General features: G+C 69.5%; 12 protein-coding genes and 1 pseudogene. 2 read left to right on the forward strand and 11 right to left on the reverse strand.

The features are described 5' to 3' along the window. The 8 genes and pseudogenes from AB7U46_RS14165 to AB7U46_RS14200 all read right to left on the reverse strand — a co-directional run. Window positions 1-240, reverse strand: a pseudogene (locus tag AB7U46_RS14165) (NADH:flavin oxidoreductase); the annotation flags it as partial. Between the two features lie 156 nt (window positions 241-396). Next, on the reverse strand, window positions 397-1,350 hold the full coding sequence (locus AB7U46_RS14170) for a LysR family transcriptional regulator (RefSeq protein ID WP_428337630.1): 954 nt from the start codon (window positions 1,348-1,350) through the stop codon (window positions 397-399). A 66-nt stretch (window positions 1,351-1,416) separates the two neighbouring features. Continuing rightward, entirely contained in the window at window positions 1,417-2,901 is a 1,485-nt protein-coding gene (locus AB7U46_RS14175; protein WP_428337631.1) for an aldehyde dehydrogenase, read from the reverse strand. Beyond that, window positions 2,898-3,575: a DUF1028 domain-containing protein gene (locus tag AB7U46_RS14180; RefSeq protein ID WP_428337632.1), complete on the reverse strand. Its 678-nt coding sequence runs from the start codon at window positions 3,573-3,575 to the stop codon at window positions 2,898-2,900. The genes AB7U46_RS14175 and AB7U46_RS14180 overlap by 4 nt, the downstream gene beginning before the upstream one ends. Window positions 3,576-3,648: 73 nt before the next feature. Further along, entirely contained in the window at window positions 3,649-4,062 is a 414-nt protein-coding gene (locus AB7U46_RS14185; protein WP_121534456.1) for a RidA family protein, read from the reverse strand. A 16-nt stretch (window positions 4,063-4,078) separates the two neighbouring features. Continuing rightward, a complete protein-coding gene (locus tag AB7U46_RS14190) occupies window positions 4,079-5,347 on the reverse strand; it encodes a flavin-containing monooxygenase (protein ID WP_428337633.1) in 1,269 nt (422 codons plus the stop codon). Window positions 5,348-5,406: 59 nt separating this feature from the next. Then, entirely contained in the window at window positions 5,407-6,918 is a 1,512-nt protein-coding gene (locus AB7U46_RS14195) for a 4-hydroxyphenylacetate 3-hydroxylase family protein (RefSeq protein ID WP_428337634.1), read from the reverse strand. 95 nt (window positions 6,919-7,013) lie between these two features. Continuing rightward, window positions 7,014-8,606, reverse strand: coding sequence for a GMC family oxidoreductase (locus AB7U46_RS14200; protein WP_428337635.1), 1,593 nt, complete (start codon window positions 8,604-8,606; stop codon window positions 7,014-7,016). Window positions 8,607-8,996: 390 nt separating this feature from the next. Here AB7U46_RS14200 and AB7U46_RS14205 point away from each other — a divergent pair, with 390 nt between their 5' ends. Next, window positions 8,997-9,428: a YqaA family protein gene (locus AB7U46_RS14205; RefSeq protein WP_428337636.1), complete on the forward strand. Its 432-nt coding sequence runs from the start codon at window positions 8,997-8,999 to the stop codon at window positions 9,426-9,428. Window positions 9,429-9,495: 67 nt separating this feature from the next. On the opposite strand, the gene AB7U46_RS14210 is transcribed toward AB7U46_RS14205, so the two are convergent. The 3 genes from AB7U46_RS14210 to ptsP form a co-directional block, all read right to left on the reverse strand. Beyond that, a complete protein-coding gene (locus AB7U46_RS14210) occupies window positions 9,496-11,253 on the reverse strand; it encodes a PTS fructose transporter subunit IIC (protein ID WP_428337637.1) in 1,758 nt (585 codons plus the stop codon). 107 nt (window positions 11,254-11,360) lie between these two features. Continuing rightward, complete coding sequence (locus tag AB7U46_RS14215) at window positions 11,361-12,329, reverse strand: 1-phosphofructokinase family hexose kinase (RefSeq protein ID WP_428337638.1); 969 nt, start codon at window positions 12,327-12,329, stop codon at window positions 11,361-11,363. A 1-nt stretch (window position 12,330) separates the two neighbouring features. Next, complete coding sequence (ptsP, locus tag AB7U46_RS14220) at window positions 12,331-14,916, reverse strand: phosphoenolpyruvate--protein phosphotransferase (RefSeq protein ID WP_428337639.1); 2,586 nt, start codon at window positions 14,914-14,916, stop codon at window positions 12,331-12,333. A gap of 174 nt (window positions 14,917-15,090) precedes the next feature. On the opposite strand from ptsP, the gene AB7U46_RS14225 reads away from it, so the two are divergent. Next, entirely contained in the window at window positions 15,091-16,068 is a 978-nt protein-coding gene (locus tag AB7U46_RS14225; protein ID WP_428337640.1) for a LacI family DNA-binding transcriptional regulator, read from the forward strand. The last annotated feature ends 131 nt before the right edge of the window (window positions 16,069-16,199 follow it).

The raw sequence follows: 16,199 nt of genomic DNA on the forward strand, positions 1-16,199 counted from the left end.
GTCGTCCCAGAGCCGCAGCTCGATGAAGGGCGTGATTTCCGAGGTATGGTGCATCTCGGTCTGTTCGGTGAAGATCACGCCCCAGCCGCCCTCGGCCTTGATCCCGCGCATCGTCGCCGCGGCCGTCGGGTCGCGATAGCCGCCGCCGTTGCAATGCGGAACCTGGTAGAAACGGTTCTTCGCGGTCAGGGGCCCGATCTTCGCGGGCTCGAACAGGATATCATAGGCTGGGTTTCGCACGTCGTCTCCTTGCCGGCCGCAGGTCTGGCCGGGCTGAGGCGACGATCCGGCGCCGGGGCGCCCAAGTAAATTACACCTTCCGGAAGCCTGACTTAGGCTAGGCCTAATCTCTTAGCAAAGTGGCGAAGCGCTCATTTAATGTGCGGTTTGAAAAGGTCAGAAATCGTGCCGCACGCCCGGCGCGCGGACCTGCAGGCCGGGCGCGCGCAAGGGGGTGATCTCGGCCTTCGCATGCTCGATGAAGGCGCGGATCACGCGGGAATTCTGCGCCCCCTCGCTCATCATCAGGCCGAGGTTGAGGGTGCGCACTGGCCCGGTGAGCGGCACGAAACGCAACCGCCGCCCGTCCGGCGCAAGCTCGGTGATCGGGCGGATATTGGCGAGGCCATAGCCGAACCCATTCGCCACCATCGAGCGCATCACCGCGATGTCGCGGGTGCGTTCGGCGATCATCGGCGTGATGCCAAGCGCGGTGAAGAAGGACAGGAAATATTCCCCGCTCATCGGCAGGTCGAGCAGCACCATCGGGTAGTCGGACAGCTCGGCGGGCGAGACCGCCTCGAGATGGGCGAGCTCATGCGTTTCATGCAGGAGCGCGAAGGGCGGCAGCCCGATCAGCGGCACGAAATCGAGATCGGGCGGCACGTTCAGGTCATAGGTCAGCGCGATGTCGAGTTTCGCCGAGCGCAGCGCCTCGAACAGCTCCTGCTGGTCGCGTTCGAACTGGTGGAACTCGACCTCCGGATAGGTGTCGACAAAGCTGCGGCGCAGCTGCGGCAGCACGATCTGCGCGAAGGAGACGAGGCAGCCGATGTTCAGCGGCCCGCGCACCTTGCCGGTGATGTCATTCGCGAGATCGTTGAGAGCGCCCGCCTTTTCAAGCACTTCGCGCGCCAGATCCATGAAGCGCGCGCCGCCCTGGGTGAGCGACAGCCCATGCGCATGGCGGCGGATGAAAAGTTGCAGCCCGAATTCCGCCTCGAGCTGCGAGATCGCCGAGGAGATCGAGGGGGAGGAGACATTGACCTTCTCGGCGGCGAGCGCGATCGAGCCGCATTCACCCACGGCGACGAAATATTCAAGCTGGCGCAGCGTGATGCGTAAGGGCAAGGCTTATCCCCGGATTTCTTGCGTTAGCCCCTTCCTAACGCAAGCTGCCCTGCCCCGCCAGTTCCGTCAATAGCTGATCCAGACCGTCTTCAGCGCCGAATACTTGTCGAAGGAATGGATCGACAGGTCGCGGCCGAAACCCGACTGCTTCATGCCGCCAAAGGGCGTCATCGCGGAAAGCGCGTCGACCGTGTTGACCGAAACGGTGCCCGCGACGAGCGCATCGGAGACCGCCATCGCCCGGCTCAGATCGCGCGTCCAGACCGAGGCGGCAAGGCCATAGACCGAGTCATTGGCGATCGCGATCGCCTCAGCGTCGTCGCGGAAGGTCTGCACGGCAAGCACCGGGCCAAAGATCTCCTCACGCGCGATGCGGGCGTCGCGCGGCACATCGGCGAAGATCGTGGGCGCGATGAAGGCGTCCGAGCCGCCGATCGTCAGCCGCTCGCCCCCAGTCACGAGGCGCGAAGACTGCTTGCCCGAGGCGAGGAACCCCGCCACCCGCTCGGCATGGCGCGCATCGACCATCGCGCCCATCGTGGTTTCGGGGTCGAGCGGGTTGCCCGGCCGGATCGCCTCGGCCCGGGTTTTCATCCGGTCGAGCATCTCCTCGGCGATGCTTTCGTGCACCAGCATCCGCGAATTCGCCGAACAGACCTCGCCCTGATTGAAGAAGATGCCGAAGGCGGCCTTGTCGGCGGCGGCATCCAGATCGGCATCGGCAAAGATCAGGTTCGGGCTCTTGCCGCCGGTCTCGAGCCAGACCTGTTTCATGTTGCTCTCGCCGGCATAGCGCTGGAACATCTTGCCGACCTCGGTCGAGCCGGTGAAGACGAGGCAATCGACGTCCGGGTGCCGGCCAAGCGCCTGCCCCGCGTCCTCGCCAAAGCCAGGCACGACGTTCAGCACGCCATCGGGCAGCCCCGCCTCGGCGGCGAGTTCGGCCAGACGCAGCGCCGAAAGCGGCGATTGCTCGGCGGGTTTGAGCACCACCGAATTGCCCGCGGCCAAGGCCGGCGCCAGTTTCCAGGTCGCCATGTCGAGCGGGAAGTTCCAGGGCACCACCGCCCCGATCACGCCAAGCGGCACGCGGCGAATGAGGGCAATGTCCCGCCCGCCGGTCGGCGCGACCTCGTCATAAAGCTTGTCGATCGCCTCGGCGTGCCACTGGAAGAAATGCGCAGAGCCGGGCACGTCGACGTTCACCGTCTCGGCGATCGGCTTGCCCATGTCGAGCGTGTCGAGAAGCGCCAGTTCCTCGAGGTTCTCGCGCAGAAGATTGGCGAGGCGCAGCAGCACCTCCTTGCGCGCGCCGGGCGTCTGCTTCGACCAGCGGCCATCCTCGAAGGCGCGGCGCGCCGCGCGCACGGCGCGGTCGATGTCCTCCGCTCCGCCACGCGCGACATCGGTGAGCGCAAGGCCGGTCGCCGGGTTCACGCTGTCGAACCGCGCGCCCGAGGCGGCGGGCACGAAGCGCCCGTCGATCCAGCACTGGTTGCGCATCGTGAGCGCGCCCGCACGGGCGGTGTAATGGGCGAGGCTTTGCATCATTCGTCTCCGGGAACGCCGTAGGAAGGGGCCGCGGCCGGGTTCAGCGCGCGGGTCACATAGTCGTTGGCCTGGGGGGCATAGACCTCCCAGGCGCGGGCGAGCGCGGCGATCGGGCAGCCCTCGTCCAGCCAGTCGATGCGCAGCTCGGCCCAGGGCCAGGCCTGCCGGTCGACGATCAGGAGCCCCGCGGAATGCACCGGCCCCGCCTCGCCGCCAAGCGCCAAGCCCGCCTGCATCGCGGCAATGAGCCGCTCGCCAAGGCCGCCGGTCGCGGCCTCGAACCCCGCGACCATCGCCGCGGGCACGCCGGCGTCCGCCAGCATATTGCCCCCCGCCGCGCAATCGGTGCCCTTGGCCGAGGACCAGACCCCAAGCGCATTCGGGCCGGAATGGATCGCGGGCGCGCCCGTGGCGCCGATGGCAATGAGCTGGCGATAGGCCGCGAACCCATCCGCCGCCACCGCCGCCGAAACCGCCGCTTCGGCGCTCTCGCCCGCCGCAAGCCTCTCGAGCATCAGCGGCCCGAGCCCCGGGTTCGTCACGTTCTGCGTCGCCACCGCGCCCACGCCCGCCCGGGCAAAGGCACAGCGCGCCGCCACCGCGGGAGAAGAGGACGAGATCGCCATCCCGAACTGCCCGCTCTCGGCGCAGCGCGCCACGATCGAAAAGGTCATCGCAACCCCATCCCTTTCATCTTGCCCGAAATACCTCAGGGGGTCCGGGGGAGGATCCCCCGGCCCCGCCGTCTCAGTCCGGGATCACCGCCGTCGCGTCGATCTCGACCAGCCACGAGGGCCGCGCGAGGCAGGTCACCACCACCCCGGTCGAGACCGGATGCACGCCCTTGATATATTCGCCCATCGTCCGATAGACCGCCTCGCGGTGGCGCACGTCGGTCAGATAGACGGTGACCTTGCACAGATGTTCCATCTTGCCGCCGGCCTCCTCGATCAGCTGGCGGATGTTCTGCATCACCTTGTGGGTCTGTTCGACCGGATCCATCGAGCCGATATCCTCGGCGGTGTCGAGATCCTGCGGGCACTGGCCGCGCAGGAAGACCGTCGCGCCGCGCGCGACCACGGCCTGACAGAGGTCGTTGTCGAGCTTCTGCTCGGGATAGGTGTCCTTGGTGTTGAATTTGCGGATGCGGGTATGGGCCATGTCGGGTCTCCGGAAATCAGGCGGTCTTGGTGGCGGGTTCGGCGGCGGGCGCATAGGCGAGATAGCCGCGCTGCTTGGCGATGTGATCGGCGACGAATTTCGCGTCGTGCCAGCATCCCCAGATGAAGGAGGAGCCGCGGCGCGTCTGCCAGGGCAGGCCGAGGAAATAGATCCCGGCCTCGGTCGAGACGCCACGCGAATGGCGCGGCTTGCCGGCGGCGTCGAGCGCGCCCTCGGGCAGCCAGGAATAATCCGAGCTGAAGCCGGTGGCCCAGAGGATCGTGGTGATACCGGCCTCGGCCAGATCGAGCGCGAGGATCGGATCGGTCATGCAGGCGGGATCGGCGCCGATCACGCGGGCCTGCGGTTCCTCGGGCAGATCGAGCCCGTTGCGCGCGACATAGGCGTCGGCGGCATCGAGCAGCGACAGATAATTCGCGTCGCCCCCCGCGACATTCTTCGCGAGATCCGGGGCGAAGCGCATCGTGCCCGCGTCAAACCCCTCGGTCCGCCCGAGCAGCACCATCCCCCGCGCGGCAAGCTTGCGGAAATCGACGGTGTGGCCGCCATGGGCGCCGCTCACCGCGATCGTCGTGTGCTCGGAGGACGGGTTCGCGTCGGCATCCCAGAGGTTCAAAACGCCGAGCCACCAGACGAAATCGCGGCCGCGATAGCTCCGCGGCGGGCGGTCGTGCGGCCCGACCGACAGATAGACCTTGCGCCCCGCGGCGAGCAGCTCGTCGGCGATCTGCACGCCCGAGGAGCCGGCGCCGACGACCAGCACCGCGCCCGGCGCGATCTGGCCGGGGTTGCGGTAGTCGCTCGAATGGATCTGGGTGATGCCGGTGCTCGCGGGCACCATCGGCGGGATCGAGGGCGTCTGGAAGGCGCCGGTCGCGGCGATCACATATTCCGCCTCGATCACGCCGGTCGAGGTCTCGACGCGGAAACCGGGGCGGCCTTCGAGGCGGGCGACCCGGTTCACCTCGACGCCGCAGCGCACCGGCGCGCCGATCTGGCTTGCATAGGCTTCCATGTAATCGGCGACCGCGTCCTTCGCCACGAAAGCGTCGGGATCGGCGTCGAATTCGAGCGTCGGGAAGCGGTCGTGCCAGGCCGGGCCATTGGCGACGAGCGAATCCCAGCGCGCCGTGCGCCAGCGCTCGGCGATCCGGCTGCGCTCGAGCACGAGATGCGGAATGCCGGCACGGCCGAGATGCTCGCTCGCGGCAAGGCCGGCCTGTCCGGCGCCGACGACGAGGGCTTCGATCTTTTCAACTGACATCGTTCAGTCCTTCTGTGAAATCCGTAGGGCGCCCGGGGGCGCGCGAAATTTGGCGCGGCTCAGGGGCCGGCGCGTTCGGTGGCGAACCAGCGGCTCGCCGGGCTGTCGGCGCAGCTCCGCGTGGCCGCGCCCATGACGCGATCGCTCAGCCCCGCGGCCTGGCGCACGCAATCGAGCGGGCCGTCCCAGTCGAAGTTGCGATAGACCGCGGCGAGATGGGCGAAGGGCGGCGATTGCGCGAAAAGCTCAAACGTCAGCCGGTGGCCGGCATAATCGGAATTGAGCAGGTCGCGCGCGAAGGCCATCAGCCGGCGGCGATCCTCGGCCTGCCATTCGTCGTTGATGCCGTAGTATTTCTCGAGCCAGGGCGCGGTTTCCGGCGCGCGGAAGGCGGCCGCGTCGGGGGTAAGCCCGATCTGCCCGCCGCAAAGCTCGCGCGCGAGATGCATCATCGCCGCCATCTGCCCCGCGGCAAAGACGCGCCCGGCATAGATCAGCGACTGGTTCGGCATCATCAGCCCGGCGGGCGAACGCTCCGCCATCGCGATCGCCGAGGTCAGATGCGCGTCGATCCCCTCGCGCCAGCAGGCGAGCTGCGCGAGCTTTTCCTGCACGCCCTGCAACCGGTCGAGCCCGGTCTGGCGCAGGTTGAAGAGCGCCGCGCCGATCATCATGTCGGCGAATTTCAGGCTGCGCTGCACGAAGGCGAAGGCGGAATAGCGGTGCAGCGTGGCCCGCATCGCGAGCGCCGCGGCCACGTGGCGATAGAAGAGCACGTTCTCCCAGGGGATCAGGACGTCGTCAAAAATCACCAGCGCCTCGATCTCGTCGAAACGGTTCGAGAGCGGGTAATCCTCGGCCGGCGCCCGGGTCGCAAAACCGGTGCGGCAGATGAACTTCAGCCCCGGGGATCCGAGATCGCAGATGAACCCCACGGCATAGGGCGACAGCGCGCCCTCCCCCCAGGTCGCGATCGTGGGCTTGGTGAAGGCCTGGTTCGCATAGGCCGCCGCGGTCTCGAATTTCGCGCCGCGCACGACGAGGCCGGCATCGGTCTCGCGCACGACATGGAGCAGCATGTCGGGATCCTGCGCCTCGGGCGTCTTTGAGCGGTCGCCCTTCGGATCGGTGTTGGCCGAGACGTGGAACGGATCGGCGCGCACCACGCGCGCGATATGGGCGGCGATGTTCGGCGCGAATTGCGGGTCGATCTCGTTCAGCGTCGCCGCGCAATCGTGCAGCGACCACATCTCGCCCACGGTCTCGTCGCCGACGCGCGTCACCACGCCGCCCACGGCATCGAGCACGGCTGCGGTCGCGCGCCGCTTCGCCCACCAGTCGGCCTGGCTGAAGGGCAGCGCATTGGCCTGCACGTTCAGCTCCGTGCCCTGTTTCACCACCATCACCGCGGCGGTCTCGGGCGCATGCGCCATGTCGAAGATCCGCGCGCGGATATCGACGAGGGGGCGGAACATCGGATGGGTGGTCACATCGGCGACGCGCTCCCCGTTGATGTGGATCTCGCGCCCGTCCCGGATCGACTCCCTGTAGTCAGTGCCTGTGCGGATCATCGGGGAAACTCTGGTTCATCGCCTTGCAGGGTGAGGGTGACGCAGGATCGGGTGAGGAAAAAGAAATTCCTGCGTCACCAGAGATTAGGCTCAGCCTAAGCCGAAAGGACCATGCGCGCGCAACGCTCGCCGATCATCATCGAGGGCACGTTGGTGTTGCCGCCGATCAGCGTCGGCATCACCGAGGCGTCGGCGACGCGCAGCCCCTCGATCCCGCGCACCTTGAGCGTCGCCGGATCGGTGACGGCAAGCGCGTCGGTGCCCATCTTGCAGGTGCCGACGGGGTGATAGACGGTGAGCGCCTCGGCCCGCAGATAGGCGAGGATCTCGGCGTCGCTTTGCACCTTCGGGCCGGGGAGCATTTCCGGGCCGCGCACCGCGTCGAAGGCGCTGTCGGCAAAGATCGCGCGGGCGGTCTTGATCCCCTCGACCAGCGTCGCGGCATCCTGCGGATCGGAGAAGAAACGGTGGTCGATCTCGGCGCCGCCATCCTTCGCGAGCCGGATCTCGCCCACCGATTTCGGCCGCAGCACGCAGGTATGCACGGCATAGCCATGCCCATATTCGACAAGCCGCCCGCGGTGGCTGCGATAGCCGGGCACGAAATGGAACTGGATGTCGGGCTCGGCTCCGGCGAATTTCGTGCGCGCGAAACCGCCCGCCTCGACGTAATTCGTGGTCAGCATCCCCTTGCGCGCAAAGAGATATTTGAAGGGCGCCGCGATCATCGCCGGCAGGTTGGCGAGCGAGAGGCCCAGTGTCTTCGTCGATTTCGAACGCACGGTGATCATGCCGTCGATATGGTCGCGCAGGTTCTGGCCGACCCCCGGCAGGTCATGGGCGACGGCGACGCCCGCCGCCTTCAGCATCGCCGCCGGCCCGATGCCCGAGCGCATCAGGATCGTGGGCGAGCCAATCGCGCCCGCGCTCAGGATCACCTCGCGGCGCGCGGTGAGCACCCGCCGCCCGCTGGCATCGCTGATCTCGACCCCGGTCGCGCGGGTGCCGTTCAGCACCACGCGATGCGTCTCGGTGCCGGTCAGAACGGTGAGGTTGGCGCGGCCCTGCACCGGCTTCAGGAAAGCGCGGTAGGAGGACCAGCGCGTGCCGTTCTTCTGCGTGACGTTGTAGACGCCAAGCCCCTCCTGCGTGCCGGCGTTGAAATCGGTGTTCTCGCGCAAGCCCACCGCGCGGCCCGCGGCGATGAACATCCGGTCGAGCACGTTCGGATCGCGCGCGGCATCGACGAAAAGCTCGCCCTGCGTGCCGTGCCAGTCGGGCGACTGGCCGATCTGGTTGTTCTCGAGCGATTTGAACACCGGCAGCACGTCGTCCCAGCCCCAGCCCGCACAGCCGAGATCCCGCCATGCGTCGTAATCGGAACAGGCGCCGCGGATGAAGACCATCGAATTGATCGTGGAGGAGCCGCCGAGCGCCTTGCCGCGGTTCACCGGGATGCGGCGGCCGTTCAGCTCGGGCTGCGGCGTGCCGGTGAAGGCATAGTCGTATTTCGGGTTGCCGTAGAGCGAGAGGATCCCGGCCGGCACGGTGACGTTCGGCGCGCTTTCCGAGCCGCCGCCCTCGATCACGCAGACCGTCGCGCGGCCCCCGGCCGAGAGCCGGTTGGCGAGCACGCAGCCCGCGGAACCTGCGCCGACGATGATGTAATCGAATTCGCTCGGGGTCATGCTCGGGTCTCCTGCTGTCCTGCAGCGGACCCTGCTCCGCGCCCGGCTTAGGAAAACAGAAGCTTTTGCCGAGGCATGGCTTCAGAATTTCCAAACCTTGAAAATTTGGCGCCAACCCATTGCAAACAAGAGATTTTCCAAAGACGCCGAGAAACGCGCCGCAGACACCCCGGCCCGAGCGGCGCGAAAACAGGCAGCGCGCGGGCATTTTCGGCAGTTTTCTAAGCCGAATGGGCGGCGACGCGGGCGCATGCGCCCCATTGGCAAGCGCCGTGTTTCGGGGGAAGGAGGACACTGGCCACAAACGAAGCGACAGGGACGGAGGATGGAGGTGACCGAAAACCGTATTGCACGCCCCTGCCCCGATGCGCCCTGCGCGGGGGTGCGGCGGTGATGGCGCTCTGGGGGCTATTCCTCGCCGCGCTCCTGGCCGCGACGCTCCTGCCCGCGCAATCCGAGGCGGTGCTCGCCGGGCTGATCCTCGCCGGCGGTCATCCGCTTTGGCTGCTGCTCGCCGTGGCCACCGCGGGCAATGTGCTGGGCGCGGCGATCAACTGGGCGCTCGGGCGCTTCCTGATCCATTACGCCGACCGGCGCTGGTTTCCGGTCTCTCGCGCGCAGCTCAACCGCGCGAGCGGCTGGTATGCGCGCTGGGGGCACTGGAGCCTGCTCGGCTCCTGGCTGCCGCTGATCGGCGATCCGCTGACCTTCGCCGCCGGCGTGCTGCGCGAGCCGTTCTGGCGTTTCGCGCTGATCGTGACGCTGGCAAAGGGCGGCCGCTATCTCGTGCTCGCCTGGGCGGTGCTGCGGCTCGGCGCCTGACCGCGGCGCATGAAAAGGCGCCGCGCGGGGGGAGGACCGCGCGGCGCCGGGGGCTCGGATCGTCAGGTCAGGCGGTCTGGGCCGCGGGTTTCCCCGCCACCGCGATGCGCCGCTTGACGACGCCGAGCGCCGCAACCGAGACCGCCGTGCCGACCAGCATCGCGATCACGAAGCCGGGCAGATTGCCGACCGCATTCGGGATCGGCAGCACGAAGATCCCGCCATGGGGCACGTTGAGCTGCACGCCAAGCGTCATGCAGATCGCACCGGCCACCGCCGAACCCGCGATCAGCGAGGGGATCACGCGGAACGGATCGCGCGCGGCGAAGGGGATCGCGCCCTCGGTCACGAAGGAGAGGCCGAGCACGAAGGCGGCATTGCCGGCCTCGCGTTCCTCGGGGGTGAAGCGGGCGGCGAAGATCTTCGTCGCGATCGCCAGCGCGAGCGGCGGGGTCATGCCGGCGCACATCACCGCGGCCATCGGCTCGGTCACATTCGCGGCGAGCAGCGTGGTGCCGAAAGCATAGGCCGCCTTGTTGATCGGGCCGCCCATGTCGACCGCCATCATGCCGCCCAGGATCAGGCCAAGCACCGCGGCTTGCGCGCCCTTCATCCCCTGCAGCCAGGCGGTGAGCGCGTTGAGCAGTTCGGCCGTCGGCTTGCCGATGACGTAGAACATCAGAAGGCCGGTGATCGAGACGCCGAGCAGCGGCAGGATCAGCACGGGCTTGAGCCCCTGCAAGGTCTTCGGCAGCTTGATCGCGCGGTTCAGCCAAAGCACGGAATAACCCGCGATGAAGCCCGCGAGGATGCCGCCGATGAAACCCGCGCCGATCGTGCCGGCCAGCACGCCGCCCGCCATGCCGGGTGCGATGCCGGGCCGGTCGGCGATCGAGAAGGCGATGTAGCCCGCGAGCGCCGGCACCATCAGCGAGAAGGCCCCGGTCTTGCCGATCTGGAACAGCGTCCAGCCAAGCGTGCCCTGGAATTCGTCCTTGTAGACATAGATCCCGCCAAGCGCGAAGGCGATCGCGATCAGAATGCCGCCCGCCACCACGAAGGGCAGCATGAAGGAGACGCCGGTCATCAGGTGCTTGTAGACGCCGGCGCCGCCGAGCGCGATGCCCGCGCCCGCATCCGCCGCGGCGGGTTTGCCGGGCTCGGCGGGGGCGGTCTCGGTGCTCGAGAGCACCTTCGCCTCGGCGAGGGCCTTGCGGATCAGCCCGGCGCCGTCATTGATCGCGGGTTTCGTCTGCGACTGGAACAGCTTCTTGCCGGCGAAGCGGCCAAGCTCGACCTGCCGGTCGGCGGCGATCACCACGAGATCGGCGGCGGCGATTTCCGCTTCGGTCAGCGTGTCCTCGGAACCGACCGAGCCCTGGGTCTCGACCCGGATCTCGGCGCCGAGCGCCTTCGCGCCCTCCTGCAGCCCTTCGGCCGCCATGAAAGTATGCGCGATGCCGGTCGGGCAGGAGGTGATCGCGACGATCTTCAGCCCCTTCGCGGGAACAGCCGCGGGGGCCGCCGCCGGCGCCGCGAGCCGCGCGAGAACGCCGGCCGGATCGTCGAGCACCTGCGACAGCGTCACGTTCAGGCAGTCGCGCCCGGCAAGGCGCGGATCGGCCGCGCCCTCGCCCACCACCAGCACCCTTTGCGCCGCAGCGAGCGCCGCGGCGTCGAGCGGATCGCTCACCCCCTCGGGGGTCTGCAGCTCGACATGGATACGCCGACCGGCCTCGGCCGCGGCCTTGTTCAGCGCCTCACGCGCCAGAACGCCGTGCGTCGCCCGGTCTCCGGACCGGATCACGGCCACGATATCAGACATGGGATCCTCCTGTGTGTTCTCGAACGGACCCTTGCGGGCCCAAAGCTTCCTCCGGCGCGGGCCCGGACGGGGCACGCGCGATGTCATTGGCCGGGTGCGGTCGGGGCTCAGCCCGCGGCGAGCCACTCGGTCAGCGGCCGCACCACGACCGCGCTTTCCAGCGCGCGGATCTCGGTGCGGTCGGGCAGATGCGGCCCGGCGTTGCGCAGCTTGCCCACCGCGAAGGCGGTCGCCCGCGCAGCGAGCGCCGCCGGCGCCAGATCCTCGGCGAGGCCCGCGACGATCCCCGCCACCATCGCGTCGCCCGCCCCGACGGTGGAGCCATGCGAGAGCGCGACCGGCATCGCCTGCAGCTCGGCGCCGCGGCTGACGAAGATCGCCCCCTCGGTGCCAAGCGAGACCGCGACGAGGCCGATGCCGCGCGCGACGAGATCGCGCGCCGCGGCGACGAGATCGCCCCGCGCCGAGAGATCGCGGCGCAGGCAGGCCTCGAGCTCGTGCCGGTTCGGCTTGATCGCATGGGGCAGCGCGTCGGGCGCGAGCGCCAGCGCCGCACGCAGGGGCGCGCCCGAGACATCGAGCACCACCCGCGCGCCGCGCCGCGCCAGCGCCGCGACGAGCCGCGCCGAGGCGTCATCCTCGAGCCCCTGCGGCTGGCTGCCCGAGATCGTGACGAGCGCGCCGGCGCCGACCGTCGCGAGACTTTGCTGCACCGCGGCAAGATCGCGCGCCGAGGCGGAAAACCCCGGCAGGTTGACGTCGGTGGTGCGCCCGCCATCCTCGAGCAGCTTGATATTGGTGCGCGTCGATTGCGGCAGGCGGATCATCGCGTCGGCGATGCCCTTGGCCGCGAAAAGCGCCTTGAAGCGGGTCTCGTTCTCGGCGCCGAGCAGCCCGTGGATGGTGACCGGCACGCCCCAGTCGGCGAGGCAGGAGGCGACGTTCACCCCCTTGCCGCCGGGGTCGTGGCGCGCCGAGCGGGCCCGGGCGACCTCACCCGGCGTGAGCGTCGCCAGCCCGACGGTGAGGTCGATCGCCGGGTTCAGCGCGACGGTGTGCAGATCGGCGGCGGGCATGTCACGCCTCCTCCATCTGGGTCGCGGCGGCCCCTGCCCCGGCCAGCAAGGCCGGATCGGTGGCGAGCGCGCGCACCGCATTCGCATCGGGCATCGCCAGCGCACGGGTGGCGAGCGCCCGCAGCCCGGCGATCGCCGCGCCGCGCAGCCGCGCCTTCACCGCCGGAATGTCGCGCGGCGTCATCGAAAGCTCGTCGACCCCCAGCCCGGCCAGCAGCGCGGCGCCGAAGGAATCGCCCGCGATCCCGCCGCAGACACCGACCCAGCGGCCCTGCGCATGCGCCCCCTTCACCGTCGCCGCGATCAGCGCGAGCACCGCGGGATGCAGGCTGTCGGCCTCGGGCGCGAGCACCGGGTTCTGCCGGTCGATCGCGAGGGTGTATTGCGTCAGATCATTGGTGCCGATCGAGAAGAAATCGGCGTGCAGCGCCAGCCGGTCGGCCATCAGCGCCGCCGAAGGCACCTCGATCATGATGCCAAGCGGGATCGCCGGCGCCTTCAGCTCGGCGCGGATCCGCTCGGCGGTCTCGCGCAGCGCGATCAGCTCGGCCTCGGAGGTGATCATCGGGAACATCACCGAGATCCGGGCGCCGTCGCGCGCCGCGCGATACAGCGCGCGCAGCTGCGGCACGAGCAGTTCCGGCCGGCGCAGCAGCAGCCGCGCGCCACGCACGCCGAGGAACGGGTTCTCCTCGCGCGGCAGGTCGAGATAGGAGACCTGCTTGTCGCCGCCGATGTCGAGCGCGCGGATGACGAGCGGCCGGTCGCCCATCGCCGCGGCCATCGCGCGATAGGCCTGATACTGGTCCTCCTCGGTCGGGCTTTCGGCGCGCTCGAGAAAGAGGAATTCGGTGCGCATCAGGCCCACGCCCTCGGCGCCCTGCGCAAGCGCAAAGGGCGCCTGATCGGCGAGGTTGATATTCGCGCCGATCTCGACGCGATGGCCGTCGGTGGTGGTCGCGGGCAGCGCGCGGGAAGCGGTGTCGCGGGCGCGGTGCGCCTCCTCGGCGGCGATCCAGGCCTGCGCCGAGGCCAGCTCCGCCGCCGTCGGATCGAGGTAAAGCCGCCCGGAGCTGCCGTCGATGATCGCCCGCGCGCCGTCGCGCAGCCGCACCAGCGCGGCCCCCGCCCCCACGATCGCCGGCAGGCCGAGCGTGCGCGCGAGGATCGCGCTGTGCGAGGTCGGCCCGCCCTGCGCGGTGACGATGCCACGCACCCGCGCGGGGTCGAGCCCGGCGGTGTCGGTGGGGGTCAGATCGTCGGCGATCAGGATCGTGCCGGGGGGCGGCTCGATCGGCGCCGTGCGCGCGAGCAGCGGGTCGATCAGCGCGAGCACGCGCTGGCCGACGTCGCGCAGATCCGCCGCGCGCCCGGCGAGCACCGCATTGCCCGAGGCGCGCATCGGTTCGGCCGTGTCCTCGATCGCGCGGTGCCAGGACCAGGCAAGCCCGTGCCCCGCCACGAGAAATTGCGAGACGCGGGTGACGAGCCCGGGATCGGCGAGCAGTTCGGACTGCGCGCGGAAAATGCCGGCATCGACCTCGCCCAGACGGCGCGCGGTGTCGTCGGTGAGCGCGCGCAGCTGTTCGCGCGCCCGCGCCAGCGCCTCGTGCAGCCGGTCGGCGGCCTGCGCCAGATCGGGCGTCGTGCCGGGCGCGGCATCGGGGATCTCCTGCGCGCCGGTCTCGAGCCGGTGCAGATGACCGATGGCAAGGCCCGGCGCCGCCGAGACCCCCTCGATCAGCCGCGCGTCGTCGGGGTCATGGGCCAGGGGCGGCACCCAGCCGCCCGCCGCCTGCGCCGCGGCGCGCTTCGCCTCCGCCTGGGCCGCCTGCGCCTTTTCGCGCGCGCTGAGCCCGGCGACGACGACGCGCAGCGTCGAGAGCGCATCGGCCGCATCCGGCCCCTCGGCCGAGAAGGTCACGAGATCGCCCGCCCGCAGGCCAAGTTGCAAGAGCGAGAGCATGTTGCGCGCATCCGCCGCCTCGGCGCCGTGGCGGACCCGGACGCGGGCGGTGAAGCGGCGCGCGGTCTCGGCCCATTCGGTCGCCGGGCGCGCGTGCAGGCCCGAGGGATAGTCGATCGCCCAGTCGAAGCTTTGCGCGAAATCGGCGACGGGCGCCGCCGCGGGGGCCGCTGCCGCCTCGCCGCTCAGCGCGGCGATGATCTCGCCCGCGTCATCGGTGCGCGCAAGCCGCGCGAGAAGGTCTTCGTTCTGCATCAGCCGGGTCAGCCGGCGCAGGATGCCGATATGCGCGTCCGAGCGCGCGGCGATCGCCACCACGAGATGCGCGATCTGGCCCTCGTTCCAGACGAGCCCGTCGCGCAGCTGCAGCACCGCGATGCCGTCGCGCAGGATCAGATCGCGTTCCTCGACCATGCCATGCGGGATCGCGATGCCCTTGCCGAGATAGGTTTCCGCCGCCGCCTCGCGTTTGGCCATGCTCTGTTCGAACCCCGGACGGGTGCAGCCCGCCGCGGTGAGCAGCGCCGCCGCCTGGCGCAGCGCGTCGGCCTTGTCCGCGGCCTGCGCGTCAAGGCGGATGAGTTCCCGGGGCAAAAGCCCGGATGTCGTTTCAGGGGACACTGGTTCTCCTCCCAATCTCCAAGATGGGAGAAGACTAGCAGATTTGTGGGAACGTTCCCACAGTATTTTTTGCCGCAGGAAATCACCGCGCGGCGGAGCTGCGGTTTTCCTTGGAAAAACTTGGGGTTTATGCCAATGTGACAAGGACTTCGGCATGCAAACGTTTTCACTGATATGACTATCAGCATCAAGGATGTGGCCCGCGCGGCGGGTGTTTCGACCTCCACCGTGTCGCGCGCGCTGGGCAGCGGCCCGGTCAGCGCGGAGGTTCTGGCGCGGGTCGAATCAGCCGTGGCGGCGACCGGCTACCGCCCCAATCTGGCGGCACGACAGCTGCGCTCGCAGCGGTCGATGACGGTCGGGCTGATCGTCGCCGACATCCGCAACCCGTTCTTCACCCAGGTCAGCCGCGCGGTCGAGGATGTCGCCTATGCCGCGGGCATGCGGGTGCTGCTGTGCAATACCGACGAAGACCCCGAGCGCGAGGCGATGTATCTCGAGCTGATGGCCGAGGAGCGGGTGAGCGGGCTGATCGTGACGCCGACGCTGCATCTGAGCCCCGCCGCGCTCACGCGCGTCGAGCGGCCGGTGGTGCTGATCGACCGCGCGATGCCGGGGGCGGATTTCGACAGTGTCGTGCTCGACAACGCCCGCGCGGCGGCGCAGCTCGTCGATCACCTCGTCGCCTCGGGGCGGCGGCGGATCGCGGGGCTCTTCGGTTCCACCTCCGCCACCGGCAGCGAGCGGCGCGCCGAGGTCGAGGCGGCGCTGATCCGCCACGGGCTGCCCCCGCGCAGCGTGATGTCGCCGCCGAATTTCGACGCCGGCCATGCCGCGCTGGCCGAGATGCTCGACACCGACGCGCCCGATGCGGTGATCCTCTCGAACGGCATGTTCGTGCGCGCGGCGCTGAAACTCTGCCACGAGCGGCGGATCCCGATCCCCGAGCGGCTCGCGCTTGCCGGCTTCGACGACGAGGTCTGGAGCGATCTGGTAAGTCCGGGGATCACGGTGATCCGCCAGCCGGTCGAAGCCTTCGGCCGCGAGGCGATGGCGGCGCTGCTCGCACGGATCGGCGCGGCGCGCACGCCGCCGCGGCGGATCACGCTTTCGGGCGAGCTGATCGTGCGCGGCTCGACCGCGCCGGTCTGACGCGCCCGGTGCAGCGCCCCTCCCTTCCAGAGTTGCCGGTCCAGGGGCAAGACCGGCCATGCGCCCGCCCCGCCCGAAGGGCGCCGGTGCGGATCATGGCCTTTCCGATACCCTGCAAAGTAAAACACGGG

Origin of the sequence: Paenirhodobacter sp. (assembly GCF_050177655.1) — a bacterium.
GTDB lineage: Bacteria > Pseudomonadota > Alphaproteobacteria > Rhodobacterales > Rhodobacteraceae > Rhodobacter.

What these genes read in the sequence shown, in the direction of transcription:
- AB7U46_RS14175 (WP_428337631.1), bottom strand. Translation starts at nt 2,901, where the DNA reads ATGATGCAAAGCCTCGCCCATTACACCGCCCGTGCGGGCGCGCTCACG.
- AB7U46_RS14180 (WP_428337632.1), bottom strand. Translation starts at nt 3,575, where the DNA reads ATGACCTTTTCGATCGTGGCGCGCTGCGCCGAGAGCGGGCAGTTCGGG.
- AB7U46_RS14185 (WP_121534456.1), bottom strand. Translation starts at nt 4,062, where the DNA reads ATGGCCCATACCCGCATCCGCAAATTCAACACCAAGGACACCTATCCC.
- AB7U46_RS14190 (WP_428337633.1), bottom strand. Translation starts at nt 5,347, where the DNA reads ATGTCAGTTGAAAAGATCGAAGCCCTCGTCGTCGGCGCCGGACAGGCC.
- AB7U46_RS14195 (WP_428337634.1), bottom strand. Translation starts at nt 6,918, where the DNA reads ATGATCCGCACAGGCACTGACTACAGGGAGTCGATCCGGGACGGGCGC.
- AB7U46_RS14200 (WP_428337635.1), bottom strand. Translation starts at nt 8,606, where the DNA reads ATGACCCCGAGCGAATTCGATTACATCATCGTCGGCGCAGGTTCCGCG.
- AB7U46_RS14210 (WP_428337637.1), bottom strand. Translation starts at nt 11,253, where the DNA reads ATGTCTGATATCGTGGCCGTGATCCGGTCCGGAGACCGGGCGACGCAC.
- AB7U46_RS14215 (WP_428337638.1), bottom strand. Translation starts at nt 12,329, where the DNA reads ATGCCCGCCGCCGATCTGCACACCGTCGCGCTGAACCCGGCGATCGAC.
- AB7U46_RS14225 (WP_428337640.1), top strand. Translation starts at nt 15,091, where the DNA reads ATGACTATCAGCATCAAGGATGTGGCCCGCGCGGCGGGTGTTTCGACC.